General features: G+C 39.9%; 29 protein-coding genes and 1 tRNA gene. 18 read left to right on the forward strand and 12 right to left on the reverse strand.

The window, feature by feature from the left end:
• From AM279_RS08860 to AM279_RS08885, 5 genes are all read left to right on the forward strand, one after another.
• The coding region (locus AM279_RS08860; protein WP_201782543.1) for an RES family NAD+ phosphorylase at nt 1-652 on the forward strand (652 nt) is incomplete at its 5' end.
• A gap of 14 nt (nt 653-666) precedes the next feature.
• Nucleotides 667-1,479 (forward strand): competence protein CoiA, encoded by an 813-nt coding sequence (locus AM279_RS08865; protein WP_054407622.1) that lies wholly within the window; start codon nt 667-669, stop codon nt 1,477-1,479.
• Nucleotides 1,480-1,831: 352 nt separating this feature from the next.
• Nucleotides 1,832-3,037, forward strand: coding sequence for a tyrosine-type recombinase/integrase (locus AM279_RS08870; RefSeq protein ID WP_054407623.1), 1,206 nt, complete (start codon nt 1,832-1,834; stop codon nt 3,035-3,037).
• A gap of 461 nt (nt 3,038-3,498) precedes the next feature.
• On the forward strand, nt 3,499-4,425 hold the full coding sequence (locus tag AM279_RS08880; protein ID WP_054407625.1) for a toprim domain-containing protein: 927 nt from the start codon (nt 3,499-3,501) through the stop codon (nt 4,423-4,425).
• A 10-nt stretch (nt 4,426-4,435) separates the two neighbouring features.
• The gene (locus AM279_RS08885) at nt 4,436-4,939 is read left to right on the forward strand and encodes a JAB domain-containing protein (RefSeq protein ID WP_074961633.1); all 504 of its coding nucleotides are present in this window, start codon (nt 4,436-4,438) and stop codon (nt 4,937-4,939) included.
• Between the two features lie 93 nt (nt 4,940-5,032).
• Here the strand turns inward: AM279_RS08885 and AM279_RS08890 are convergent, their stop codons facing one another.
• The 3 genes from AM279_RS08890 to AM279_RS08900 form a co-directional block, all read right to left on the reverse strand.
• On the reverse strand, nt 5,033-5,602 hold the full coding sequence (locus AM279_RS08890; protein ID WP_054407627.1) for a hypothetical protein: 570 nt from the start codon (nt 5,600-5,602) through the stop codon (nt 5,033-5,035).
• 12 nt (nt 5,603-5,614) lie between these two features.
• Nucleotides 5,615-7,498, reverse strand: coding sequence for a hypothetical protein (locus tag AM279_RS08895; protein ID WP_054407628.1), 1,884 nt, complete (start codon nt 7,496-7,498; stop codon nt 5,615-5,617).
• A 439-nt stretch (nt 7,499-7,937) separates the two neighbouring features.
• Nucleotides 7,938-8,011: transfer RNA gene (locus AM279_RS08900), tRNA-Met, on the reverse strand.
• A 151-nt stretch (nt 8,012-8,162) separates the two neighbouring features.
• Here AM279_RS08900 and AM279_RS08905 point away from each other — a divergent pair.
• Together AM279_RS08905 and AM279_RS08910 are read left to right on the forward strand one after the other, a co-directional pair.
• Nucleotides 8,163-8,555 (forward strand): START-like domain-containing protein, encoded by a 393-nt coding sequence (locus AM279_RS08905; RefSeq protein ID WP_054407629.1) that lies wholly within the window; start codon nt 8,163-8,165, stop codon nt 8,553-8,555.
• Nucleotides 8,556-8,610: 55 nt separating this feature from the next.
• Nucleotides 8,611-9,450, forward strand: coding sequence for an aminotransferase class IV (locus AM279_RS08910; protein ID WP_054407630.1), 840 nt, complete (start codon nt 8,611-8,613; stop codon nt 9,448-9,450).
• On the opposite strand, the gene AM279_RS08915 is transcribed toward AM279_RS08910, so the two are convergent.
• The 7 genes from AM279_RS08915 to AM279_RS08945 all read right to left on the reverse strand — a co-directional run bounded on the left by AM279_RS08915 (nt 9,443) and on the right by AM279_RS08945 (nt 17,078).
• A complete protein-coding gene (locus tag AM279_RS08915) occupies nt 9,443-10,003 on the reverse strand; it encodes a YqgE/AlgH family protein (RefSeq protein ID WP_054407631.1) in 561 nt (186 codons plus the stop codon). The two genes, AM279_RS08910 and AM279_RS08915, sit on opposite strands and share 8 nt — an antisense overlap.
• A gap of 140 nt (nt 10,004-10,143) precedes the next feature.
• Nucleotides 10,144-11,757, reverse strand: coding sequence for a hypothetical protein (locus AM279_RS08920; RefSeq protein ID WP_143090420.1), 1,614 nt, complete (start codon nt 11,755-11,757; stop codon nt 10,144-10,146).
• The gene (locus tag AM279_RS08925) at nt 11,754-13,055 is read right to left on the reverse strand and encodes a M48 family metalloprotease (protein WP_054407633.1); all 1,302 of its coding nucleotides are present in this window, start codon (nt 13,053-13,055) and stop codon (nt 11,754-11,756) included. The genes AM279_RS08920 and AM279_RS08925 overlap by 4 nt, the downstream gene beginning before the upstream one ends.
• A gap of 172 nt (nt 13,056-13,227) precedes the next feature.
• Entirely contained in the window at nt 13,228-13,503 is a 276-nt protein-coding gene (locus tag AM279_RS08930) for an HU family DNA-binding protein (RefSeq protein ID WP_054410223.1), read from the reverse strand.
• 194 nt (nt 13,504-13,697) lie between these two features.
• The gene (fmt, locus tag AM279_RS08935; RefSeq protein ID WP_054407634.1) at nt 13,698-14,645 is read right to left on the reverse strand and encodes a methionyl-tRNA formyltransferase; all 948 of its coding nucleotides are present in this window, start codon (nt 14,643-14,645) and stop codon (nt 13,698-13,700) included.
• Complete coding sequence (locus AM279_RS08940) at nt 14,645-16,537, reverse strand: RecQ family ATP-dependent DNA helicase (RefSeq protein WP_054407635.1); 1,893 nt, start codon at nt 16,535-16,537, stop codon at nt 14,645-14,647. Before AM279_RS08940 ends, fmt begins: the two co-directional genes overlap by 1 nt.
• 4 nt (nt 16,538-16,541) lie before the next feature.
• Nucleotides 16,542-17,078: an AAA family ATPase gene (locus AM279_RS08945; protein WP_054407636.1), complete on the reverse strand. Its 537-nt coding sequence runs from the start codon at nt 17,076-17,078 to the stop codon at nt 16,542-16,544.
• Nucleotides 17,079-17,278: 200 nt separating this feature from the next.
• On the opposite strand from AM279_RS08945, the gene AM279_RS20945 reads away from it, so the two are divergent.
• The gene (locus tag AM279_RS20945) at nt 17,279-17,413 is read left to right on the forward strand and encodes a hypothetical protein (RefSeq protein WP_262494127.1); all 135 of its coding nucleotides are present in this window, start codon (nt 17,279-17,281) and stop codon (nt 17,411-17,413) included.
• Between the two features lie 47 nt (nt 17,414-17,460).
• Here the strand turns inward: AM279_RS20945 and AM279_RS08950 are convergent, their stop codons facing one another.
• Nucleotides 17,461-17,862 carry a hypothetical protein gene (locus tag AM279_RS08950; RefSeq protein WP_054407637.1) on the reverse strand — a complete coding sequence of 134 codons (402 nt, stop codon included), beginning with the start codon at nt 17,860-17,862 and terminating at the stop codon, nt 17,461-17,463.
• A gap of 101 nt (nt 17,863-17,963) precedes the next feature.
• Between AM279_RS08950 and AM279_RS08955 the strand changes: the two genes are divergently transcribed.
• Nucleotides 17,964-18,581 (forward strand): hypothetical protein, encoded by a 618-nt coding sequence (locus tag AM279_RS08955; RefSeq protein ID WP_054407638.1) that lies wholly within the window; start codon nt 17,964-17,966, stop codon nt 18,579-18,581.
• 285 nt (nt 18,582-18,866) lie between these two features.
• The gene (locus AM279_RS08960) at nt 18,867-19,100 is read left to right on the forward strand and encodes a hypothetical protein (protein ID WP_054407639.1); all 234 of its coding nucleotides are present in this window, start codon (nt 18,867-18,869) and stop codon (nt 19,098-19,100) included.
• A 227-nt stretch (nt 19,101-19,327) separates the two neighbouring features.
• Here AM279_RS08960 and hisS read toward each other — a convergent pair whose 3' ends face one another.
• Nucleotides 19,328-20,755: a histidine--tRNA ligase gene (gene hisS, locus AM279_RS08965; protein WP_054407640.1), complete on the reverse strand. Its 1,428-nt coding sequence runs from the start codon at nt 20,753-20,755 to the stop codon at nt 19,328-19,330.
• 398 nt (nt 20,756-21,153) lie between these two features.
• Between hisS and AM279_RS08970 the strand changes: the two genes are divergently transcribed.
• The 8 genes from AM279_RS08970 (at nt 21,154) to AM279_RS09005 (ending at nt 25,374) form a co-directional block, all read left to right on the forward strand.
• Complete coding sequence (locus AM279_RS08970; protein WP_054407641.1) at nt 21,154-22,404, forward strand: ABC transporter permease; 1,251 nt, start codon at nt 21,154-21,156, stop codon at nt 22,402-22,404.
• 59 nt (nt 22,405-22,463) lie between these two features.
• The gene (locus AM279_RS08975) at nt 22,464-22,736 is read left to right on the forward strand and encodes a hypothetical protein (protein WP_054407642.1); all 273 of its coding nucleotides are present in this window, start codon (nt 22,464-22,466) and stop codon (nt 22,734-22,736) included.
• Nucleotides 22,737-22,885: 149 nt separating this feature from the next.
• Nucleotides 22,886-23,320, forward strand: coding sequence for a hypothetical protein (locus tag AM279_RS08980; RefSeq protein ID WP_143090421.1), 435 nt, complete (start codon nt 22,886-22,888; stop codon nt 23,318-23,320).
• A 37-nt stretch (nt 23,321-23,357) separates the two neighbouring features.
• Entirely contained in the window at nt 23,358-23,816 is a 459-nt protein-coding gene (locus AM279_RS08985; protein WP_054407644.1) for a hypothetical protein, read from the forward strand.
• Between the two features lie 13 nt (nt 23,817-23,829).
• Nucleotides 23,830-24,213 carry a hypothetical protein gene (locus tag AM279_RS08990; RefSeq protein WP_054407645.1) on the forward strand — a complete coding sequence of 128 codons (384 nt, stop codon included), beginning with the start codon at nt 23,830-23,832 and terminating at the stop codon, nt 24,211-24,213.
• Nucleotides 24,214-24,221: 8 nt separating this feature from the next.
• On the forward strand, nt 24,222-24,635 hold the full coding sequence (locus AM279_RS08995) for a hypothetical protein (RefSeq protein ID WP_054407646.1): 414 nt from the start codon (nt 24,222-24,224) through the stop codon (nt 24,633-24,635).
• A 101-nt stretch (nt 24,636-24,736) separates the two neighbouring features.
• Nucleotides 24,737-24,916, forward strand: a complete 180-nt coding sequence (locus tag AM279_RS09000; RefSeq protein WP_054407647.1) for a hypothetical protein — start codon at nt 24,737-24,739, stop codon at nt 24,914-24,916.
• Between the two features lie 5 nt (nt 24,917-24,921).
• Nucleotides 24,922-25,374: a hypothetical protein gene (locus AM279_RS09005; RefSeq protein WP_152926066.1), complete on the forward strand. Its 453-nt coding sequence runs from the start codon at nt 24,922-24,924 to the stop codon at nt 25,372-25,374.
• The last annotated feature ends 151 nt before the right edge of the window (nt 25,375-25,525 follow it).

Consider the following 25,525-nt stretch of genomic DNA (forward strand, 5'->3'; position numbering starts at 1 on the left):
TGGTATATCCACTGAATATCCTATAAAAGAAATACCAGAAGAAAGTATCTTTTATAGAATCCGCAAAAATTTAAGCTCTCCTGAAAGCGAAGAGCAATATGATAGCGCTCCTGATTCATGCTTAGGACAGAATAGATTAGATAGTACTGGGCTGCCTATTTTATATGCTTCGCAAAATTTAGAGCTCTGTGTACACGAATGCCGCGTCACTATGGCAGACAATACATATGTAGCAACTCTACAGCCAACTCGTTCTCTGAAGTTCCTCGATTTGACACATATACTCCACGAGAATGTAGGTGAATTTGAAAGTTTAGATATTGCCATTCATATGCTTTTCTCTGCACCAGAGCATTCTTATGATATATGTCGCGAGATTGCCAAAGCAGCTCATATACACGGATATGATGGCTTAATTTACCCCTCTTATTTTAGTACACTAGGAACAGGCTCTACTCCATTTCCAACACTGTTAGGTTTTTCGATTAGGCAATTTGAAGAATTGAAAGACTATGCAAGAGCCCAGGTAATTGAAAATATCGCCATATTTGGTAGACCGCTAAGGGATGGTAAAATAATAGTAAGGAGCATTAATCGCGTAGTTCTTAATAAAGTAGAATACGATCTACGATTTGGTCCCGTACAAATTTAATAGATAGAATAGATATGCGTTTCGCTATTGTTGATACAGAATTAGTTGAGGCTAGAAGTGGCCTTTTAGCTACATGCCCTGGATGCGAGCAGCCAGTCGTGGCTAAATGCGGCTCGAAAAAAGTGCATCATTGGGCACACAAAGGTAGCAGGATTTGTGACGACTGGTGGGAACCTGAAACAGAATGGCATCGCGCATGGAAAAATAATTTCCCGACTGAGTGGCAGGAAATATTCTTGCCTGATATCAAAACAGGTGAAAAGCATATAGCCGATACTCGTACTCCTGATGGCCTAGTGATAGAATTCCAACATTCGCATATTGACCCAAAAGAACGTATGATCCGTGAAAATTTCTATAAGACTATGGTTTGGGTAGTAGACGGAACACGCCTTAAAAGAGATTTTCCACGATTTCTAAAAGCCAAAGATGGTTTTCGCCAAGTTCTCAAGCCCGGAAACTTCCACGTAGAATTTGTTGAGGATTGCTTTCCTGCTGCATGGCTCGAATCTACTGTCCCTGTTATTTTCGATTTTCTTGGACACGGATTAATCTCCGATGATCTCTCAATTAGACAACCTCTCTACTGTCTATTTCCTATACGTGTAGGCTGGTATGCCGTTGTTGCTGAAATCCCGAGAAAAGCATTTATAAAAAGCGTTACGAGCGGTGAATGGCTTCCTCGGGTCAAAAGTTATATGGAGGAACTCAAACAAATAAATCGCGAGAGGGATGCCGAAATGAAGAAGCAACAAAGGAGAGGATCTGGGAGGATTTTCTTCAGACCTGTTAGATATGTTCGATATGTCCGGCGAAGACGCTTTTAGTCTGATCTATATTGACTATTCGAAATTTAACTGTAGATATTTTTTGATGTAAACCGTAACCCCGGCGTAACCCCAGGTGATTCTTCGGGTTTTCAAGACTGCGGCTAAGTCATTGAAAATAAATGGTGATCCCGCTGGGATTTGAACCCAGGACCCTCTGATTAAAAGTTTGATTATGGCACTTTTGACATGCTTTATGTAATATTGATAAACATTGATTTTCCTTGTGTTTTCAATGAATTACTGCTTTATAAGGTATGATATGGAACGGTGTGATTTTACATCAGCCGTAACCCCGGCGTAACCCCGGCACAAAACAAAACATATCTTATTTCCTGAAAGAGGGCAGTTTATGAGCAAGAAGCTCAATTTCACTAAGGCCGCTTTAGAGTCCATTGAGCTACCTAAAAAGGGGCAGCGACTTGTTCTCATCGACACCAAGATTGGCGGGCTACATTGTCGCGTTACAGACAAAGGCGTTAAAACATTCAGCGTCTTCCGCCGTATGAATGGGCGACCAGAAAGAGTAACGATAGGAAAATTTCCCACAGTGTCGGTTGATGTTGCTAGGGCAATGGCAATAAAAATCAGCAATGCCCTTGTAGAAGGGCAAAGCCCCGCCGATGCAAGGCGGGCGCATAAGGCCGAGCTGACCTTTGATGACCTGTTTCATAAATATTTAGAGAAGCACTCAAAAATTAAGAAACGAACAGCATATCAAGATGAAAGCAATTATAAAGCTTACTTAAAAGATCAGGTCGGAAAATATAAGCTTTCTCAAATTCAGCAAAAAGATATTGCGGATATTCATGCGGACATTTGCTGTCAGGTAAAGCGAACAACAGCCGAAAATGAAGTGCTTTACAAGAGCGCAAGCACAGCAAACAGAATATTAGCTCTTGCCTCCAGCATTTTCAGTTGGGGCGTTAATAATGGGTTCTGTAAATTTAACCCGGCACGAGGCATTAAGAAAAGCCCCGAGCGCAGTCGCGACAGATTTCTACAGGCTGATGAACTGCCGCGCTTTTTTTCTTCCCTTGCACAGGAGGAAAACGAAACTCTACGTGATTTCTTCATGATGTGTTTGCTGACAGGCGCACGCAGAAGCAACGTCATGGCAATGGAATGGAATCAAATTTCTCTTGAAAGAAAAGAATGGCGAATACCCCGTACTAAGAATAATGAACCACAAACAATTCCACTTGGCGAAGAAGCCATCGAAATTTTAAAAAGCCGTAAGGTTGTGAACGAATCAACTTCGCCTTTTGTCTTTCCCGGAACTGGAAAGAGCGGCTACCTCGTAGAACCTAAAAAGGGATGGCAAAGAATTTTAAAGCGAGCGGGTATCGAAGATCTGCGAATTCATGACTTGCGGAGAACTTTAGGGAGCTGGCAGGCGAAGACTGGTGCAAGCCTTCTTATTGTTGGTAAATCGCTAGGACATAAATCACCGCAAGCCACCGCAATATATTCTAGGCTTGATCTCGACCCTGTGCGCAAATCAATGGAAACAGCAACAAAGGCAATGTATCAAGCATCCAAAGAGCAACAACAATAAACACGATTCTTCATGCAGGCTCTATTCGGAGCCAGCATGATTCTCATAAAATCCATTTAGATTGAGAAAATTCTGTCCTCACATATTTCGCTATGAATTGATATGCGTTGTTTATCGTTTACGAATTCAGCTTTTTTATAGTCCGCGTAAAAATCGGTTATAGTTAATTAAGGATTGCAACTTATGATAGTCCTTGATGAAAGGAGATTACTATGACTAGAACTAACCCGACTGAGGAAATATACTTTAACAGAAAGGAGGCTGCTGCATATATGAACTGCTCATGGCGCTCACTGGCAACATGGGACTGCAAAGGCACTTATGATTTCAAGCCAATCAAGATCGGCAAAAAAATGGTGCGCTACCGTAAATCGGTTCTCGATGCGTTTATGAGAGAACGCACCCGACCGTAATAAATCCCCCCATAAATCTAAAAATCTAAACTTTTGAAAGGTGTTGCTATGAACATAGAACAAGCCAACGGCATTGCTATGACTGAAATCCTGCGTAAACTCGGCTATTATCCCGTACGGGAAAAAGGCGATGAATTGTGGTATCTCTCGCCGCTTCGCGACGAAAAAACTGCAAGCTTCAAGGTGCATACAGGCAAAAACGTATGGTACGACTTTGGGGCAGGAAGAGGCGGGGATGTCATCAAATTCGCCTGCAATTATCTTGTATCAGGAAATGACGGATCTGCGGTCTCTGCGGCCTTGAAATGGCTTCAGGCGTTCGATACCTATACCTATACGACTGTAACCTATGCCAAAAGAGAACCCGACCCGGCAGAAAGAGGTTTTCAGGTTCTTAAAGCATCTGAACTTAAATACCGCATTCTCACCAACTTTATCGAAAGCCGGGGCATTCCTTTGGAATTGGCTCAGGAATTCCTCAAAGAGGTCTTGGTACGCAATAACCGCACAGGCTGGCAATTCCGCGCCATCGGGCTTTATACCGAAGCTGAAGGTTTTGAAATTCGAACAGAGGATTTAAAAGCCAGTGTCGGAGCAAAAAGTATTTCCTTTATTCGCGGAACTGAACTACCCGCAAAAGAAATCCATGTCTTTGAAGGTATGATGGACTTCCTATCAGCCTTCGCCCAACACGAAAAGCAGCATTTTGAAGGCGATGTGATTGTTTTGAACTCTGTTTCCCTCGCGCCGCAGGCAGTGCCTTACATCACAAACTACCGTAATTATAAAAAGCTGACGACATGGCTTGATAACGACGAGGCTGGGCGTGATGCCACCAAATACTTCAAGGAACTTGCTGTAAATGAGAGTATCGAATTTGAAGCCATGAACGACCTATATGCGCCTTACAAGGATGTAAATGACTGGCATGTGCAAACGCTGAAGTCAAAGCCTCCATCGACCCCCAAACCATAAGGAGCAAAGAATGAGCCTGACCCAAGACTTTAGCAAGGTCGCCGAAATTCAATTAACCTATAAAGGAAACTACATGCCATCAGAAAAGCCGGTCATTAGAACCTCACGGGATGCCTACAATCTATTTTCAGAGACCTGGGATAGCAATACAATTGAATTGCAGGAGCATTTCAGGATCATGGTACTGGATCGTGATAATAGTGTGCTAGGTGTCTCTACAATATCCACAGGGGGGATTACAGCCTGTATTGTTGATACAAAACTTGTATTTGTTACTGCGCTTCTAGCGAAAGCATCAGGGATAATTATTGCGCACAACCACCCATCGGGAAATAAACGATTCAGCAGCGTAGATAAAAAGCTTACTCGGGACTTGGCAACTGCCGGAAAAGTTTTAGATATTCCTGTCCTTGATCATCTGCTTGTTACAAAGGAAGGTTGGCTGTCTATGGCAGATATTGGAGAAATGCCAAATATATTAGTCATGCCCCAAGAAACTATTGTACCATTCTGACTTATTATTATATTCCTTGTGATAAAACCAAATAATCCTCTTTGGGCTTTATCACAAGGAATTCAAACTAGATTTTTGAAATCTATAGTAGAATTACACAAAGAAATCGAACTTAAAGCAAAATCTCCCTTTAGAAAGTACAAGATATCTTTCTTCACCATTTAAATCTCTCTTTGCTAAGCCAGCCTTGACAAATTTATTCATAAAAATTTCGAATTGCAATTCGTTCACATTCTTTCGAATGTATTCAGGTAAGCTATCAAAGTGTTCTTGAACTGTCATATATGCATTTTTAATAGGTAAACGCATATATACAACTTCTTCTTCATCTTTAATCTCCATGAGTTCAAAGCTGATTATACTTGTCAATATTGCCGTAAGTATTGTACTGCCAAATTGCTTATGATCATTAAAATAAAGTACACTAGATAGTAAAGACGCATGAAATGCCTTGTTAAATAAATCTTTACCTACAGTAAGTTTTAAAGCTCCAGTTTTAAAATATAATGGTTCAATTGTATTGTTATTTGTTTCTAACTGTGCCTTAAAAGACTGCCAAAAATACTGTTCAGTATTAATTATACTAATACTACGATCACCTTTAAAAACCTTCGATAATTTATCATTTATAAATGCTTCACTAATCTCGATATAATCTTCCATACTTATAATTAATTAATAATAACTCTCATTTATCAAAGAAGTTTTGAACCAAACTGAATGATCTAAGTATGCTTGTCGAACTACATCAAATATAGCAGATCCATATTTCCTTTCTGTAAACATACTTTTATCAAGAATATCTTTATCATAAATATAATTTTTATTTTTACCAAGGTATTTAAGAGCCATAACTATAAAATACTTCGTACAAGGTGTAACAACTAAAACAGTCTTACAATCATTCCCGAACTCCAATAAACAGACAATAAATGTAGCGGAAGTATCACCATTAAAAGAAATATCCATCTCACAATAAGTAATATTCGGGTTAGTAAAAAAAAAATCTTTTTCGAGAAGGTAAACAAAAGACAAATCATTAAAAAAGATTGTGTAATGACTAAAGTTATAAATAATTTCATCCCATTTTAACAGAAATTCTTCACAACCTATAATGTGATAGTAAACACAACAACAAATCTCTAGTGAAGTGCGGTTAGATGCAAAAAATATTCTTAAATCTTCAGGATCATCAAAAGGTATTATTATTACTTTTCGTTTATCACCTACATAATATCGAGAACTAAGAAAAGTGATTGGATTTTTTTGACTATCTAACCACATTTTGTCTTCAACATTTTCGAATTTAAATTCGTTAACCAGATTTCTTGGGCTTCTCATCATAAGCACTAAGTCACCGAATGAATTAAAAAGGCCAGGCTCATTTTCTCCACTAAAAATTGTTCTTTTTAAATCAACCGGCAAATTTTCAGGCTTTATGATCTCACAAATTTCAGGTTCTTCGTTAATAATCCATTTAAAATTTTCGAGGTTTATTAGCAGTGAACGATCAATAGGATATTCTTTTTCAGACATCTCTCTCAATACTGTCATTCCTAAATATTCGTTTACCTTTATTCGGATATGGTTAGGTAACGCATAGGCTTCAGCATAATTTCTAGTAAATGAATTTAATTTATTAAACTCTTTTTGTAAGAGATTATATAAGTATTCACTGAGTTCTTGATACAGCATCACAACGGGTGGATTATGAAGAGGCTCTTCTACGAATTCTCCACGAATTTGCTTCTCAATATAATTGTATGCAGGAAGATATTTCCTAAATTTGAAGAATTCTTCAAATGCTTTTTTAAAGAAATCAGAGCCTAATGTTTCTGCAATATATATTAGTCTATGGTCTGGATAATCTAAATCTATGAGATCTGAAAAATTTATCTTATCAAATTCACTATCAATCTTTTGTAGCGATTTTAGGCTTGAAAAGCAAAAATTAAGACAAACACTCATAATTATACCTTTATTATAACTCCCTGGAATATTTTCAACCAAACTCTCGCCCAAGTAATAATAATATAAATAATCTCGATCATTTTCTGTCAGTTTTTCAGGCGAAGAAATATTTTCTGACTTATTGATACTGAACCAGGTTGCAAATGTTTCATGCGCCTTAATTGAATTTTCTGACAACCAATTGTATATATTACTATATGAACCATTATTAAAATTATCGTGCTCAGGTAATATTGAATAAATTGAAAGGAGGTTGCCAAAAGGAGTTGAGGCATTAATAAATCGATGTATTGGCTCATGAATTCCAAAGATGAATTCTTTTTCTTGCGACATAAACTTCGCATCTTTAATAATAATTCCGTTAGCTGAATATGTGCCTATTGGAACATGTTTATCTTCCGCCAAAAGGCGCGATTCCACATTATCTGCGGACATTTTGATCATGATTTGAATTATTTCAACATTCTTTTCAGATAATATAAAAATACCTGATTCAGTACTAAATTCCTTAACTAAATATTCAATAACGCGTTCATCACGATCAGTTAGATAGGGTATAAGTATTTCTCGTATTTCATCGGTACTCATAGTATTTATTTTAAGTTAGTCGTTTGAAATAAGAATTAATTGTTTATACCTACTCTTATCATCAGCCAATTCTAGATCAGTAAAGACTTCCGCCATCATCAATCTTTCATCACATATTACCGATGATAAACCAACAAACTTAAGTTTTGATGGGGCGAAAAGGTGGTATCTACAATCGCATTTTGGTGGGGAAGCTGAAAGTGAGTTTCCAATATAAACACACCTACGCTCTTCGAGAATATGAATGATATAATAATACATAGAGGAAAATATTTATGAGATAAATATAATAGAAAAATGTTAACTTAATGTTAGTCAATATATTCTTATATTAAAATATATCTTTTAAAGATATAACTCATAAAAAAATGTTGTACCTATGTTGTACCTAAAAACACAAAGGGCTTTCAGATATCTCTGAAAGCCCTTATTTTACTCGTAGCGAAGACGGGAGTTGAACCCGTGACCTCAGGGTTATGAATCCTGCGCTCTAACCGACTGAGCTACCTCGCCATTTTTTCGGTTCACATCCTTGCTGAATGCGGGTGCAAATATAAAACTTTATTTAGAGCTTGCAAGTAATTTTTGCGTAAAAAAATTATTTTTAAAATTGTTTTTTTTTCAATGTTAATTATTATATATTTCCGAAAATTTTGACGAAAAAATGGACGAAAAAATAAAGTATGAACTGGAGTTCCCTATAACTTCTTCTCCCCAGTTACTATACCAGTATATATCTACACCATCAGGTTTATCTGAATGGTTTGCTGATAACGTTAACTCCCGCGGCGAAATCTTTACCTTTATTTGGGACGATTCTGAAGAAAAAGCACGACTGTCTTCTAAAAAAAGCGGCGAAAAAGTAAAATTCCGCTGGGTAGATACTGATAACAAAGACAGCGAGTATTATTTTGAACTGCGCATACTGGTTGATGAAATTACCAAAGACGTATCTTTAATGGTGGTAGATTTTGCCGAGCACAACGATATGGCCGAATCTAAACTACTGTGGGAAAACCAGATATCAGACCTTAAGCACGTTTTGGGCTCTGTATAACAATGGTTCCTATTTTTAAAAGTATATTTGCCCTGATTTTATCAGGGCTTTTTTTATGATTAATTACAACGGCACCATAGTTACTTCGGCAGATATTGCAATACACAACAACAGGGCATTTTTGTATGGAGATGCTATTTTTGAAACCCTTAAAGTGCTTGACGGAAAGGTACTTTTTGCCGAAGACCACTATTTTCGCCTGATGGCCTCTATGCGCATACTGCGCATGGAAATACCCATGACCTTTACCCAGGAATATATGGAAAGCCAGGTAACGGCGCTAATACAGCTGCTTCCTGCAGCACCGTCTTACAGGGCCAGAATAACGTTTTATCGTAACCCCGGGGGCAAATACCTGCCAACAGACAACAACAGTGCATTTATAATAACTGCCGAGCCACTGCAAAGCCCGTTATACAGTATTAACGAAGCCCCATATGAGGTAGAATTGTTCAGGGACTACTATGTAACCAAACAATTACTATCTACGCTTAAAACCACTAATAAGGCCGTGCACATAACTGCCGCCATATTTGCCGATGAAAACGGCTACAACAACTGCCTGCTGGTAAACGATGATAAAAATGTGATTGAAGCCACTAACGGCAACCTGTTTATGCTAACCGGCAATAAACTGGTTACCCCTGCCCTTGCCGATGGGTGCCTTAACGGTATTATGCGCAAACAGGTGCTGGCACTGGCCCGCAAGGTTGAAGGCTATGAGGTGGTTGAAGAACCTATATCTCCTTTTGACCTGCAAAAGGCAGACGAACTATTTATTACCAATGTAATAACCGGCATACAACCCATAACAAAATACCGCAAAAAAGAGTATAAGCAAGACTTTACCCAAAGCCTGCTCAAAAGGTTAAATGCACAGATAAGGTTTAGTTAAGCGCAGGGTTTTCGGGCGCATTGCTCCAGATAAGGTATTCGCCGCCAAGCTCCATAATTTTTTCTTTCCAGAAAGAAGTACTTGATTTACCTATAATTTTATTGCTGTAGCTGTTAGCCGTAACAATCCATGAACTTTCTTCAAGCTCCTCCTCAAGCTGATGGGCATTCCACCCGCTGTAGCCCAAAAAGAAACGAATGTTGCTTTTTTTTATAAGCCCACGGTTTATAAGGTCTTTTGCCGATTCAAAATCGCCACCCCAGTATATGCCGTTGTTAATTTCAATACTATTGGGTATTAAATCAGGCACATTGTGTATAAAATACAGGTTATCCTGCTCTACCGGGCCGCCATTGTAAATTTTAAAATTACTCTGAATTTCAGGTATCAGGTCGTGTATTGTATACCCCAACGGCTTGTTGAGTATAAACCCCACCGAGCCTTCGTGGGTATGGTCGGCAAGGAGCACAACCGACCTGTTGAAAGAAAGATCTCCTATTGTAGAGGGCTCTGCTATTAACAGGTGGCCCTTTTGGGGTTTAAGTGAAATCATATTCCTGCAATTTGTATTAAAATTATACAGAAAATTTCCCCAAACCAAAAAAATTATAAAACTTTTAAAAAAAAGACAATCTTCTGCCCCAATATAACGTTACAGAAGATTATCCTTTACATTTCTTATCTAAAACTTAATTAATAATTTACTTTTTCAAGGCGCATTTCGGCCTGGCCGGTTTTTTGGTTTACTTCAAGCAAACGTATATAACCGTTTTTAGCCAGCCCCGGATAAATCTTCAGGTCTTCGCCATACAACGGCAGCGTTTCAAAACCATATTCTCCACTTACGTCAGATATTATACCCAGTGTCCATAGTGGTTTCTTAGCCATTTTTCTTTTGGTACCTTCCTGGTCGTTAAGGGTATAGTACATTACAAAATCGCCGTCTTTGTTAATCTTCTGGCAAAACATATAATCAAAAATGCCATATTTTTTCATTTCTTCACGCGTAATACCCGCATATACTTCAACAGAATTTTGCTTCTCAATTTTTTTAGAAAAGACAACCTTATTATCCATATCAAATTCAACAAGGTACATTTCCTTTAGCTGCGCATAAATGCTTTGTACTTTTTTAAGGGGCGAATAACCTGACTTAAACCCATATCCTTCAAGTACTAAAAGCAGGGTGCCCTTTGGGGTTATTATAAACTCCTGTGCGGCAAACCCATAGTCTTTACCCATACCACCATACTCTGTTAACCCGGGAATGGTTGACGCAAGGTCTTTCCAAAGTATAAAATCACGTTTTGTTTCTTTAACCGTTTTTTTATCAAACACCAGGTGCCCGTACCCCTGGCTCCATCCTTTTTTAGATTTTTGGTGCGCATTGGTGTACACATGCAGCTTATCTCCTATTATACCGGTACTGTACAATGTAATTTCAAGCTCCTTATCATCTAATTCAATCTCACCCAGCAATGCACCCGTTTTAATGTTATACACTTCAATACTTTTGCTTAAAAGCGCCTCTTTATCTTTAAGGAATAGTTTTTTCATCAGCAAAACCTCATCATCAGAATCAAGGTACTCATACTGAAGGGCTGTTTTTTTATCGGCATTTATATTTTTAGACCAGACTTCTTTAAGGTCTTTATCAAGAACCGCAAAACGCTTTATTTCCTGGTGTTTTTTATAATTATAGGTTACAGGGTTAGTTGCCACAAGCTTTTCGGGGTTGTGCTCTGTAATGGCAAAAGAAACAAAATAGTCGCTCTTTGTGCTAATGAGCTGCTGCAGGTAATACAGGTCATCAAAAGACATTTTATCGCCTGTTTTATACTCATATTCCTTTTTCTTAAAGCCCTCATATTTATACTCTTTGGAGGCTGCAAAGGTGTCCAGGTTTATATTAACAAACCTGTAGTTAAAAAACGCCATTACATCATAATAATCTATATTAACCTTCCTGTCGTTTACACCTACCGTAAGCTGGTTGCCTATTTTTTTTACAAACGTAAGTTCTGTACGGGTTTTAACCAAAGTCATTTTAAAGGCTGCCTGGGTAAGGCTTACCGATGTTAGTTTATTAAGGTTTTTATCGAGTATAACATATTCAAGGTCAAAAACTTCTTTACTTTTCCGGTCTAACTGATAAAGCAGGCAGTAACCAAAAACGTTGCTGTCGTCATCTTCCATAATTACCGCAGAATCGATAAATATACCCGATGAAAGCTCACCCAGTTTTTGCACCTGGGCCAGTGCCGTGCCGCAAAACAGCACTGTAAAAAACATAATAATTCGTGTCATAATTTAGATTGGTATTGGTTTATTATATTGGCCATTTCGGTTTTCCTTAACTGTCTTATAAAAGACAGGAATGTATTGTAACTATAGGAGTATCGCGGATTTACATTTTCAACATACTTGTTCATGGTATAGTTTTTTTGCGACTCCTGAATTTTTACAAGATTGCTGTGCACCATTTTTGCAAGGAACTTATCATCAGGGCTGGTTTTAAGCAGCAACAGTGTTTGATAGAGCGATTTGCCGTACTCTTTCATAACAAAAAGCCCCAGCACACTGTCATATTGCGCACGGGTAGTAAGCTCGCGGCTAATGGCTTCAGGCTGGCTTGTAGCGGTTATACCAAAAACAGTTTTGAGGCGTTGCGCCCTGTCTAAACAGTCAGGGTGGGTTTTAAGCGAATCTATCTGCCAGAATTTAGGGGTTTTGTCATACTTATAACCGCTTATTTCATCGCCTGCAAGCCACTCAGGTTTAAACGGTTGCTTTTCAGACGAGAATAACTTTTCATAATCAGCCGGCAGCAGCGAGTCTTTTTCCCTGTCCATATCGTCAAGGGTTGTAAAACTTTTAATCACCACACCCTCATTGCCCGGAAAGGCATTTTTATACAGTACAAACCCAAGCGAATCGGCCTGGTACTCTACCCCGCGGTGCCTTTTGCGGTTGCTGTATACAATGGTTTTATAAAGCCCGGAGGCATCCTGTGCCTTATTGTATTTTTTCTTTTCTATTTCACGGGTTTTTTGCTTTATTTCCTGCGAGCTGTTTATTTTGGCATACTCCTGCAACCCGCCCTGTGGATGATTTAACAGGTTGTGTGCCAGCTCATGGCATAAAATATAAGCCAGCTCGTGCATACTGGTTACATTATACAACAGTGGCAGGTGCACCACCACAAAACCATCGCCCATGGCATAGGCATTTGGCGATTCGGCAAAGGAGAGCAATATGCGGGTTGAGGCCAGTTCGGCATACTGCGGGTTAGCCTTTACAATTTGCTGGAAAAGGCCGTTTAGCTGCTCATCATAATATGCATCCTGAACAAAAAGGCCGCTGTTTACCTTTTCAATAAATTCGGTATTGATTTCGGTATAGGATTCAATAAGCATTTTACGGAAATTTTTATCCATAAAACCGTTATAAGAAGCCATAGTGTGCGATGCCCGCTCTTTATATAACGACCGCAGTTTAGCACGGTAGCCCGCATTAGCGGTATCTACAGGTGTATGGATGTGAGGCTGGGCAAGGGCAGAAATGGTAAGGAATAAGCAAAATAGTGAGGTAATTTTTTTAATCATGGACAGAGGATTGGTTTGCCCATAAATTTATTTAAATAATTGAATTACTGCTACATTTTTACAAAATTTCTTAAAAAGAATAAAAAATTGTTTTAGTGCTGCCAATTCTTACAGTTTACAACAACAAAAAAGCCTCCATGAAAGGAGGCTTTAGTGTATTTTTTAATGTAAATTATTTGTTTACGTGTGTATCAAGCTCAGCACCCGGCTTAAACTTAACCACATTTTTAGCAGCGATGCTGATGGTTTTACCTGTTTGAGGGTTACGGCCTTCGCGTGCAGCCCTGCCTGAAACAGAGAAAGAACCGAAACCTACAAGAGATACCCTGCCACCTTTTGCAAGAGACTCGCTAACATTAGTTACAAATGATTCAAGGGCTTTTTTAGCAGCACCTTTAGAAATTCCTGCGTCAGCAGCGATAGCATCAATTAATTCTGATTTGTTCATAATAAATTTGTTATTAATTGTTTGGTTAAAAATTATTGTTTTTTCCAAATTCCTGTATTACAAATTTAGCAGGAAAACCTTACCACGCAAGAGTTTTCTGCGATTATGATTTTAATTGTTGATAACTTTTCCCAAAATGTTAATTCAAAGGCTTGTTTTATTAAAATTTTCTAAAAAACCACTGTTTTAAGCCTTTAAAACGCTTTTGCTTCAACAGAAAACGCTTGACCGTTTAACAACTCTTTAACGTTCATGCGTTTTTTTGCAGGCATTTGCAGGCTTGTTATGTGAATAAAACCATCTGAAACCGCCACTTTGAGCGACTTTTTATCAGAAATAAGCGTGCCTGTTATAAAATCATGCACAGCCTCTTCAAACACGGTTTCGTATATTTTTACGTTCCACTCCTGCCCTGCATCGGCAATAAATGTCCACGCCGCAGGATACGGGCTAAGGCCGCGCACCTGGTTATAAATTTCTTTACCCGGCTTTGTCCAGTCTACTTTGCAATTGTCTTTATTTAGCTTGTAGGCCGTTTTTATATCGCCGTCGTGTGGCTGTAACGTTGTTTGTACATTTCCACCCTGAATCATACCCAGGGTTTTTAACACCGTTTCCTTACCTAAATCCATCAGGCGGTCGTGCAGCTGCCCGGCAGTTTCATCAGGGGCAATATCGGTTTCAGCCTTAAGTATCATGGCACCGGTATCTATCTTATCGTCTATAAAAAAGGTGGTAACGCCGGTTTTTTCCTCGCCGTTAATCACTGCCCAGTTTATAGGCGCAGCACCACGGTATTGTGGCAATAATGACGCATGCAGGTTAAACGTGCCCAGCTTTGGCATGCGCCAAACTACCTCCGGCAACATACGGAACGCCACCACCACCTGCAGGTTAGCTTCAAGGCTTTTCAGTTCTGCCAGAAAGGCTTCGTCTTTAAGGTTAGTGGGTTGCAGTATGTTCAGGCCTTTTTCCAGCGCGTAGTCTTTAACGGCGCTGTATTTTACCTTCTGGCCACGGCCGGCGGGCTTATCCGGGGCGGTAATAACCCCCACTATATCATAATTATGCTGGTATATGGCATCGAGTATACCCACGGCAAAATCGGGCGTACCCATAAAAACTATCTTAAGCTGTTCCATTACAGTACTATATATTCGTTATAAGAATTAATGGTTATCCTGCCGTTTTGCAGCAGCAGGTTTATGGCAAATATGGTCTCCTGGGGTGTGAGCCCCAGTTTATCTTCTATGTGGCGTGAGCTGAGTTCGCCTTCTTTAAGCAGCTCTAATATGGCTGTGGCGGTTTCAACCGGACTTTTAGGCGTACTCTTTTTAGCAATACAATAGGAGCAAATACCGCAGTCTTCCTCCGGCTTTTCATCAAAATATTCCAGTATCAGGCGGCTTTTGCACCTGGTAGTATCTACGGCATAGTGCACCACACTTTCAAACTGCCTGACTTTAATATCGTTTTGTTGCGTAAGAAATTTGGCAATACGGTTTATGGTATGGCTGTCTTCGCGAATTTCATTAAACAGTATAGAACTATCGTTGCCCGTTTTACGAAGGGCAATCACACCTTTTTGCTCCATCTTTTCGAGCATAGCTATAATGGCCGCCTCATTAGTTTTGGCCTTTTTAGCCACCATGGCGGTATTTACACCCGTTTCCATTTCAAAGATACCGGTATAATTCCGTAATATGGTAAGCACCGCCTCTTCATCGGCCGGGTTAAGGCTTATGTAACGGATAACTTCTTTACTTGGGATGATAAACTGCACGCTGACCTTTTCTGAAAACTCCTTAGAAAGCGTCAGCACCCCCTGCCGGTCTAAAAACTGCAGGGCGTTAAACGCCTTTACCGCCGGGAAGCTGTATTTATGGCAAAAGTCGTTAAAATTAAAAGGGTATGTCTCCCCCATGCCCTCGCCATAAGCAATCTGCAAAAAGGCATTGAGTTTAGAATATACTTCGCCCAAAAACTTCTTATCGGGTAAAACTTCTATAAACTGGCTTTGTGTGGCCTTAATATCACTGGGGTTAACCAGTAGTACTGCAAAGGCTTTTTCGCCGTTACGGCCTGCCCTGCCCGCTTCCTGGTAGTAGTTTTCAAGGTTTTCGGGCAGCTGTATGTGGATAACCGTTTTTACATCAGGCTTGTCTATACCCATACCAAACGCATTGGTAGCCACCATGGCCTGTGCCTTATTACTGAGCCAAAGCTGCATATTGGCCTCCTTTTCTTTTTCTTTAAGGCCGCCGTGGTAAAAGGTAGCGGTATAGCCCAACGCCTGCAACTGTGCCGAAACATCGTGGCAGGCACGGCGGTTGCGCACATATATTATAGAAGGCCCGGGGTTTTTAGTAAGCATTTGCTGCATGCGGTACAGCTTGTCTTCAGCCTCAAAAACCATGTAGGCTATATTTTCCCGGGCGAATGATTTTTTAAAGACATTCGGATGCTCAAGCCCCAGTTGGGTAACAATATCCTGCTGCACGCGCTGTGTGGCCGATGCCGTAAGCGCTATAAACGGCACCTTGGGCAAATGTTTTTTTAGGGCAGATATCTTAAGGTATGCCGGACGAAAATCATGCCCCCATTGCGACACGCAGTGCGCCTCATCTACCGCTACAAGGTTTATGGGCAGGTCTTTTATACGGTCTACTATCCAGTCGGCCTGAAGGCGCTCAGGCGACAGGTATAAAAACTTATAGCCGCCAAATTTAGCATTATCAAGCAGGTTGCTTATATCGTCTACACTCAGGCTGCCGGTTAGCGCCAGGGCCTTTATATTGCGTTTTTCAAGGTTGGCCACCTGGTCTTTCATAAGTGCAATAAGCGGCGACACCACAAGGCAAAGCCCCTCCTGCATCATGGCCGGCACCTGAAAACACAACGACTTACCCCCACCCGTTGGCATAAGGGCAAAAGTGTCCTTACCCTCAAGCACACTTTGGATTATCTTATCCTGCGGTGCACGAAAGGTGTCATAATTCCAGTATTTTTTCAGGGTTTCCTGCGCCTGCTGCATAGTACTATAAAAGATGCCCCAAGATAAAAAGAATTCTGTTATCAGGGCTGTCTTTTGGCACTTCTATAAGCTCATAGCCGTATTTGCGGTAGGTTTCCTGCAAATGGCCGGAAATGAGCTTTGCCTGCTCATAGTTTTCATAACGGGCTTCATCTGCCGTATAGATTTCTTCCCACGGTGGCAGGAAAAATATTTTGGTATACTTGTGGTTGTGGCAGGCCTCATCAAAAAAAGCGGGATAGGCATCTCCTATATAATGCATATAGGCCAGCACATCAGGTATGCCGCGGTCAATAAACACTATATCGCCCTCCTGGGCTACGGCATTGTGGTATTGTTTTTTGCGGCCTTCTAAAAGCAACTCGCTAAATAATAAAGGCTTCTCCAGAAACAACTGCTCTATGCCCTGGTGGCGTGCCTCAAGGGTTACCTCGCGCGAAATTTCAGGGTAGCACGTGTGCCCCTTTTCGGTAAGCTTTTCTATAAGCGTGGTTTTGCCGCTACCCGGCCCGCCAATTAATACAACAATTTCCTTAGCCACAATTATTTATTATAAAGCTGCAAAAGTAAGCAAACAGCTAAAAATATAAAAGCATTAAGAAAATGGCTGCATTAATCTTAAAATATGTTAAAAAAGAAATAACTTAAACAATTTGTCGTTAAAATATTTACCAGACGCTAAACATTTGCTATATTAGCACAGAACAGAAGGATATTATAATAATTTAATGAAGGGGCGCTATGAAAAAATCAGCAACATTGCACAAAGGACTAACGGAGCATGAAAAATCGTTAGCTTTAAAAAACAACATTATTAACGGCATACAAATTATTGCCGCGGGCCTTGTGGTCATTACAATATTTGTATTGGCATAACAACGCTAAATACAAAGAGAAAGGGATGCTTTTTGGCATCCCTTTTTTTATTTCTTAACCCGCTTAAAAACAATGGGGTCTACCGTAAAGTCTTCTGGGCGCTCTAAATTATTCATGGCAAGTACAATTTCATCAGGGTTATTTACCTTATAAATACCCATTAATGTATTTTCCTGCCCAGAGCTGAGTTCTTTCATAATAAAATCCAGTTGATTGGTACCATCAATAAATTTATAGGTCATTTGCCCCTCAATTCCTTCCATTTCAAAATGCTTGCCGCCTACAATTTCGTCTCCTTTTTGCATGGTTACATAGCCTTCGGCATCAAAGGTTATATAAACAGCACCGCCATCGTCATCGGTTCCCTGCCATTTACCTACCGATTTAAAATCTTTTTGCGCCAGCACGGGCATAGTTGCCAGCAGGAATAGCATTATAACGTGTTTCATAAATAGTGTATCAATTGTTGTATCGCTTATGTAAATATACGGTTTTAGGCAGGGCAATACCCAAAATGGCGTAACTTTACCATTCAATTTATATAAAAGCCATGAAAAAACAACTCATAGTATTACTTGCAGTACTTGCCCTGGCAGGATGTGCCTCTAAAAACGGCAATGCCGCACCCGAAACCTTTACAGCAACATCGGCCAACGGACTGGCTATAGGCACCATAACTTTTGAGGGCGATGTGCCCATGAACGATATTTACCGTTTTTTTTACGAAGGGCAAACCGGGGACAAGAAATTCAACAAGCAAAACGCCGACAGGATTATTATAAACGGCCGCACCGATGGCAAGAGCGTTTTTAACGGTGATTTTAATAACAAGAAAACGTATCTGTTTGTGCTTGAGGTTAAACCGGGCAGCTATGCCTTTACCAAATACAACCACCTTGACCACCTGGGGCCGCAGGGAATGGTTACCGAAAGCAAACCGTTTGGGATACCCTTTGAAGTGAAAGCCGGTGCCATAACCTATATAGGCGAAATGAGTTATGTGGATAAGGCTGCAAAAGGCGAACCTAAAATATTTGTTGCCGATTATTTTAATCGTGATTTACCCGAGTTTAAGAAGAAATACCCAAATATTGACTGGGAAAAAGCTGATAATAAGACACCTAAAACGGGCAATAAGGGAGAAAACATGGTGGACTTCAGGAACTAACGAAGAAAAACCTTACATAACGCAGAAATTTTGAACATATTGCATTAAAATGTAAATTTTAGTTTAAAAAAAATTTTAAACAGGCCGCTATTGGGCATTTCTTTATAAATAAGATAAGGTTTTAAGGGTTTTAACATTTAAATATCCTCAATTTTTAACAGGATTTTATATATTATTATCTACACAAAAGAGTAAATGATGTTAAAAACGCAACATTTAACAAATTTAACAATTATTTATTCAGTTAAATCTTTTACTTTTACTCTTACCTAAATCTTAATAATTATGGAGAAAATTACTCTTGACGCAATGCGTAATTTCATTCTTGACAACGAGCTAACCGACACTGTGGCCATATCGCTGCACCCGGACAGTTTTGACAGCGTAGTGATGGACTACCTTGACACAAACGGCAACCAGATTGAGCGCCCGTTTGAAATTCTGGGTATTGAAATCCTTCAGGATGAATCAGGCAACGTACCTGTAAACAAGTACAACGTTCTTGACGCTGTGAAGTAAGGCTTAATTGTCATCTTACAGAAAAAAACAAATCCCGCCTGGCTGACCAAGGGCGGGATTTTTTATTCAAAGCTATATTTTAATATTTCGCACCTTGAAAATGAATTCCGAAAGTGAAAAATTAAGCATCTAATTAGAGTTAAACTTCTGAAAAACAATGATGTATGATATTTCACACCGCTTTTTAACCGCAAAATACTAATAGTCAAACTCTTATAAACAAAGTGTTACAAACCAGTAAGCTGCTCTACTAGCTGGTCAAACGTAACAATATCCTGTGTGCCTGAAGCCAGGTTTTTAAGGGTAAAGTTGTTGTTGTCAATTTCGGTGTCGCCGGTTAGTACGGCAAAAGGTATAATGCGCTTATCGGCATACTGAAACTGCTTGCCAATCTTGGCATTATCGGGGTATAATTCGGCCTTAATACCTTGATTTCTAAGCCTTGAAATAGCCTTAAGGGCATATTGCGCTTCTTTATCCCCAAAGTTGATAAACAGTACCTTAGTACCCTCTGTAACCGTTTCAGGGAACAGGTTAAGCTCCTCAAGCACAAGGTAAATGCGGTCAAGGCCAAACGATATGCCTACACCACTCATGTTCTTAAGCCCAAATATACCGGTAAGGTCGTCATAACGGCCACCGCCGCCTATGCTGCCCAGCTTAACTTCCTTAGGTGCAGATACTTCAAAAATTGCTCCGGTATAATAATTAAGTCCACGGGCAAGGGTAACATCGAGGTCTAAAATACTGTTGCCCAATCCTGTAGCAGCTACATTATTACAAATAAAACGCAATTCTTCAACGCCTTTGGTGCCTTCTTCGCTACCGGCAAGTAAATCAGCCAGTTGGTTCAGTTTTTCATCTATGCTGCCTGTAAAATTGAATAGCGGCTGTACTTTTTCAATAGCCTGTGCTTCAATGCCTTTAGCCAGCATTTCGGCCTTAACGCCGTCTTCGCCTATTTTGTCGAGTTTATCAAGAGCTACGGTAAAGTCAATCAGCTTGTCCTTAGCACCTATAACCTCGGCAATACCACCCAAAACCTTGCGGTTGTTGATTTTTATGGTAGCACCGTCAAGGCCAAGCTGCGTAAACACAGCATCATACAGCTGCACCAGCTCTACCTCCTGCCAAAGCGAGGTACTGCCCACTACGTCGGCATCGCACTGGTAAAACTCACGGAAACGCCCTTTTTGCGGGTTATCGGCACGCCATACCGGCTGCACCTGGTAGCGCTTGAATGGGAAGGTTATATCATTTTGGTGCTGAACTACATAGCGCGCAAATGGCACGGTAAGGTCATAGCGCAGTGCCTTTTCAGATATCTTTGCTGTAAACTTATTTAGCTCTATAAGTTGCTCTGTAGTAATGTTTTCGGCAGAATTAGCCTTAAGTTCTTCCAATGACTGTGGCAGTTCTATACCTTTCTTGTCATAAAAGTAGTTACCTGAGTTCAATATCTTAAAAATCAGCCTGTCACCTTCTTCTCCGTACTTACCCATAAGGGTATCTGAGTTCTCAAAAGACGGGGTTTCTATGGGCTGGAACCCAAACAGCTCAAAATGATGCTTTATGGCCGATATAATATATTGACGCTTAGCTACTTCTGAAGGGGAGAAATCCCTGGTGCCTTTTGGTATTCCCGGTTTTGCCATTTTTTATATGATTTTCAATTTGAAGGGCAAATATACGGTAGGGATTTCAAAGTTTAGATTTCAGATTTCAGATTGTCCTCAAAAAACGCTTAATTTTTCACTTTTGGATTTTTAACCAACTCAAGCATAAGTTTTTAAAAATCAGCACTTTACAAAAAAATAGTGGTGTGAAATATCATATATCATTGTTTTTCAGAAGTTTACTTATAATTAGGTGCTTAATTTTTCACTTTCGGACTTCATTTTCACGGTGTGAAATATTAAAACACACCGGATAATTCTATTTCAACCACCATCCCAAATTTTAATCCAAAACTGTCCAGGCAAATTTCAAATCTGAAATCTTCAATCTAAAATCTGAAATCCGTACATTAGATGCCACAAAAATCCTGTGGGTAATGTTTAACCTCTTTCGCGAAAATACCAAGATAGCGCTGGACTCCATAAAGACCCAGCTGCTGCGCACCATACTTACCGTTTTTATCATCAGCCTGGGCATTTTTGCCCTGGTGGGCATACTGGCAGCCGTGGCCGCGCTGGAAAATACCATTATGGGCAACTTTGCCAGCATGGGTTCTAACGCGTTTACCATAAGCCGTTATGACAACAGCGAGCAAATAGGCCGCCAGAATGACGGCGATGTGCGCGAAAACCCCATCATCAGCTACCCGCAGGCCAAGGAGTTTCAGGATAAATACAGCTATGGCGGCGTTACTACCTCACTATCGTTTACCGCAGCGGGTAATGTAGAGGTTAAGTATGAAGGTAAAAAGAGCGACCCCGATATTACCATTATTGGCGCCGACCAAAACTACCTGCCCAACAGCGGGCTGGAAACCCCACAGGGGCGCAACTTTACCCCTTTTGATGTTAACAACAATAACTATGTGTGTATTGTGGGCAGTGATTTTGCCAAGGGCGGCCTGCTTAAAGATGCACCTAATCCCATTGGCAAGGTTATCTCAATACGCGGGGCGAGGTTTACGGTAGTAGGCGTGCTTAAAGAGCGTGGCTCTACCTTTGGCAACCGCCAGGACCTTAACGTTATTATACCCATACAACTGGCGCGTTCGCTGTTTACAGCCCCTAATATAGACTATACTATTAAGGTAAACGTGGCCAACCACAACCTGCTGGAAAGCAGCGTAGACGAAGCCATACTAACCATGCGCCGTGTGCGCCACCTTAACCCCGTACAGGGCAACAACTTTGGCATAGAGCGCAGCGACGAACTCCTGGCGCAGCTAAAGGAAGAAACCGCTGTTATGAACGCTATAGCCTGGGCCATAGGTGTTATAACCGTGTTTGGCTCCAGCATTGCACTTATGAATATTATGCTGGTAAGCGTTACAGAGCGCACCCGAGAAATAGGCGTTCGCAAAAGCCTGGGCGCCACCCGCCTTATTATAGCACTGCAGTTTTTAACCGAAACCCTGGTTATATGCATTATGGGGGCAGCCATTGGCGTACTGCTTGGCCTGCTGGTGGGCTTTGGCTTTTCTATGGCTATGGGGCTAAGCTTTGCCATGCCGTGGCAGGCGCTTTTTGCCGCACTTTCTACCGTGGTTATTGTTACCATCTTCTCAGGCCTGTACCCTGCCGTTAAGGCCGCCGCGCTCGACCCGGTTGAGGCGCTCAGGTATGAATAGGTATTAAGATGGCAGTTGGCAGATATTAGGACTATGCTATGAATATTAAAACTTAAGTTATGCTTGATACCGAATTAAAACAAATAATCGAAATAACAAATAAAGCTACTAAAGCCCCTTGGACTTCTTATATAGAAGGAAGAGACCATACCAGTGGAAGCAACTTTATAATGACAGGAGTTGAAGAAGATAGAGATTATGATATCGACGTTGATAGATTGAGGGAAGAAGACCAGGACTTTATAGCAATGGCAAGAAACACGTTACCACAATTAGTAGATGAAATTCTACGCCTGCAAAAAATTTTAAACGATAATTCTATCCCTTTCTAAAAAATAATAGTAGTGAAAAATCCCCGGCTGGTATGGGCTTGAATATTCGCAACTAAAAAGTAGGGCAAAAGCAAAATGCTTGCACCGGCAGGGGCGCTCAGGTATGAATAGGTTTTATTTCTGGTTTAAAATTTAACAACACCATTATTATGCGAAGTTTAACACTATTGATTGTACTAATAAGTTTTGGTTGTTTTGCCCAGACAAAAGGTAGAGAAGAGACAGTTGACGGAATGAAAGCCGTAGTTAGAAATTTCTTTATTGCAAAAGGCGAAATTGATGACGAAAACAAACTCGATACAGCCGCGTATGATATTTGTGACGGAACTGATATTGGCACTAAAGAAAAAGGTATATACGTAATCAGGACGGTATACCGTACCGATGGCAATGATTACCTGTTCTTTAAAAATGGGGCTGATTTTGAAATACTTGATTTTAAAGATTTACAGCTTTTAACCAATAAAACTTTTGATTTATACAAAGGGCAAACTGCCGAAGAAATTTATAACCAGTTAGAGTGCTTGCTAAAATGGTATAAAGAGACTTATCTATTTAAGATTAAGAACAAGAAAAAGGTTTAAGGTTATAAAACAAGAAAACTAACCAACCTCCTCACTTATGAAGCTCATATCCTCACTATTATTCTTAATTTCCGCCTTAGCTCATGCCCAGGATGGCTCAGACATCAGGTATTATAACATTGAAAAGGCAGACAGCACCCTGGTGGGCAAAGACGTGCACTTTGACTTTTTTAACCGTTCTTTTGGCGGAAAAATTATAGATACCCTTACCATAACCATTAACAACAAGCCCATACGGTTTATTGAAGTACGTAAAGATAACGGTCACAACAACTGGTTTTCTCAACAGGGCATGGTAGCCATTGATAAAATTGACAACCGATTAATCAGGATTAACAAATGCAAAATTGACAGCATTGACACTGATTACTTTTATGTTACCCTGTTTGTTGATTTTTGCGATGACAGCCTGAAAGCCATTGAAAGAAACCGCCAGATGCAGTATAAGTTTGGCAAAAAAGACGTGGTACAGGTTTTGGTAAAATCAGGAACATAATGTGTTTAACACCATGAAAACACCACTTACCCTGTTATTACTTACAGCATTAATGGGCTGCAAAAGTAAAACAGCCCTGATTGACAACCTTACATGTGGAGGCTGCCTTGAAGTGCAGGCTGATAAACGTGGCGGGCAGGCTTCTTATTCAGGCTTTACACTGGCTAAAGATGAAAATGCACTTATATTTATGGGTAATTTTAACGACAGTATTAAAATTGAAGTTAATGGCATTACCCGTTTTGAAGACTTTGTTACCACACATGAAACCGATGGCATTAATAACTATTTCAAACACAACTACGGTAACAATGCCGATGCCGTTGTAAAAATAACATCGCTTACCCGTACTATTTGCTGCGACTTTAAGATAGGCAGCACAAAACGTAATACTTAAAACATACCATGAAAAAATCACTTATCCTGTTCGTTACATTTTTAAGCCTTATGGCCTTTACCACCCCGCCTGCCGAGTTTAGCATTATAGGCAAATGGGAAGGCACCGTAGAGGGCGAAAAATTTGGGATGGAATTTGACAAAGACGGCTATGCCACACTCCAAAAAGGCGACCAGCGTTTTGGCGGAAAAGAGTTTGATATGGGCGGCGAAAAAATTGCCATGACCTATGAGGTGGACTACAAGGCTACGCCAAACCTTATTAAAATTTCGCTTAAAAGGCTGTCTACGGGCGAAAAAGAACTTATGTTTACCATAGGCTTCAGGCCGCTTAACGACAACGAATTTAAGGCCAATATAGCCGACGAAGACAAAACGCCTGATATTGACGGCCCTGATGCCGTTGTATACAAGAGGAAGTAATCCAGTTGGCAGTTATCAGGTAGCAGGCGGCAGTTTGCAAACTGCTACCTGATAACTGCTATTTGTTTAGCCTGTCATAATTTTAATCCTGATACAACCAAATGAAGAAAGTTACTGCATACATCCTCAAAAACGTACTGATTTTTGTTGTGTTTATGGTTATACTCAATGCTGTTTTTACAATTGCAGATGTGGGCGTTAACACCACACAAGCCGTAGCCACAATAATAGTCGTATTACTCTTTACTTACTTCCTTGCAAGGGTAATAAGGAGGCTGTAATCAATATGGCTGTTGGCTCACACAGTATTAGCAAGATGATTGCGCCGGCAGGCACAGGTTATCAACAGCTTCATTTAGAACTAAAAAACAATTTCAAATATGAAAAAAGCTATATATTTTTTTTCATTTTTTTTGGAACCATTTTTATCTTCATTTTTATAAATGGATTTATAAAATCCCGTAAGGAATATGGTAGCAAATATAATTTTACTATCGATGAAATTAAATCAGATGCAAAAGGTAATCTAATATTTTTCGACAGTGTTGGTAATGAATATTCTTTTGCAAGCTTTACATTTAATAAACATGACAAATTAGGAATTTCAGTCGGAGATAAAGTATTTAAAGACTATAAATCTAAAAATATGATTTTTAGCAGAGAGACAGAAGATAAGTATAGCGTTTATTACATACAGAAGCCTAATGGTATGGTACCATTTTCATTTTATAGCTATTAAGAAATTATACGCTACCGCTGTGGTAGTGTTTCAGATTAGTTGCTTTTGCAGTAGGTTAATGTGCTTTTATCTGTAGGAAAACCGTTTAGATTTGGCAGGTTGTTTTTCATGGTTTTCAACCCTTATCAATTTCATCATCCCAATTCTCCGT

It is taken from the genome of Flavobacterium akiainvivens, from assembly GCF_001278115.1.
Taxonomy (GTDB): domain Bacteria; phylum Bacteroidota; class Bacteroidia; order Flavobacteriales; family Flavobacteriaceae; genus Flavobacterium; species Flavobacterium akiainvivens.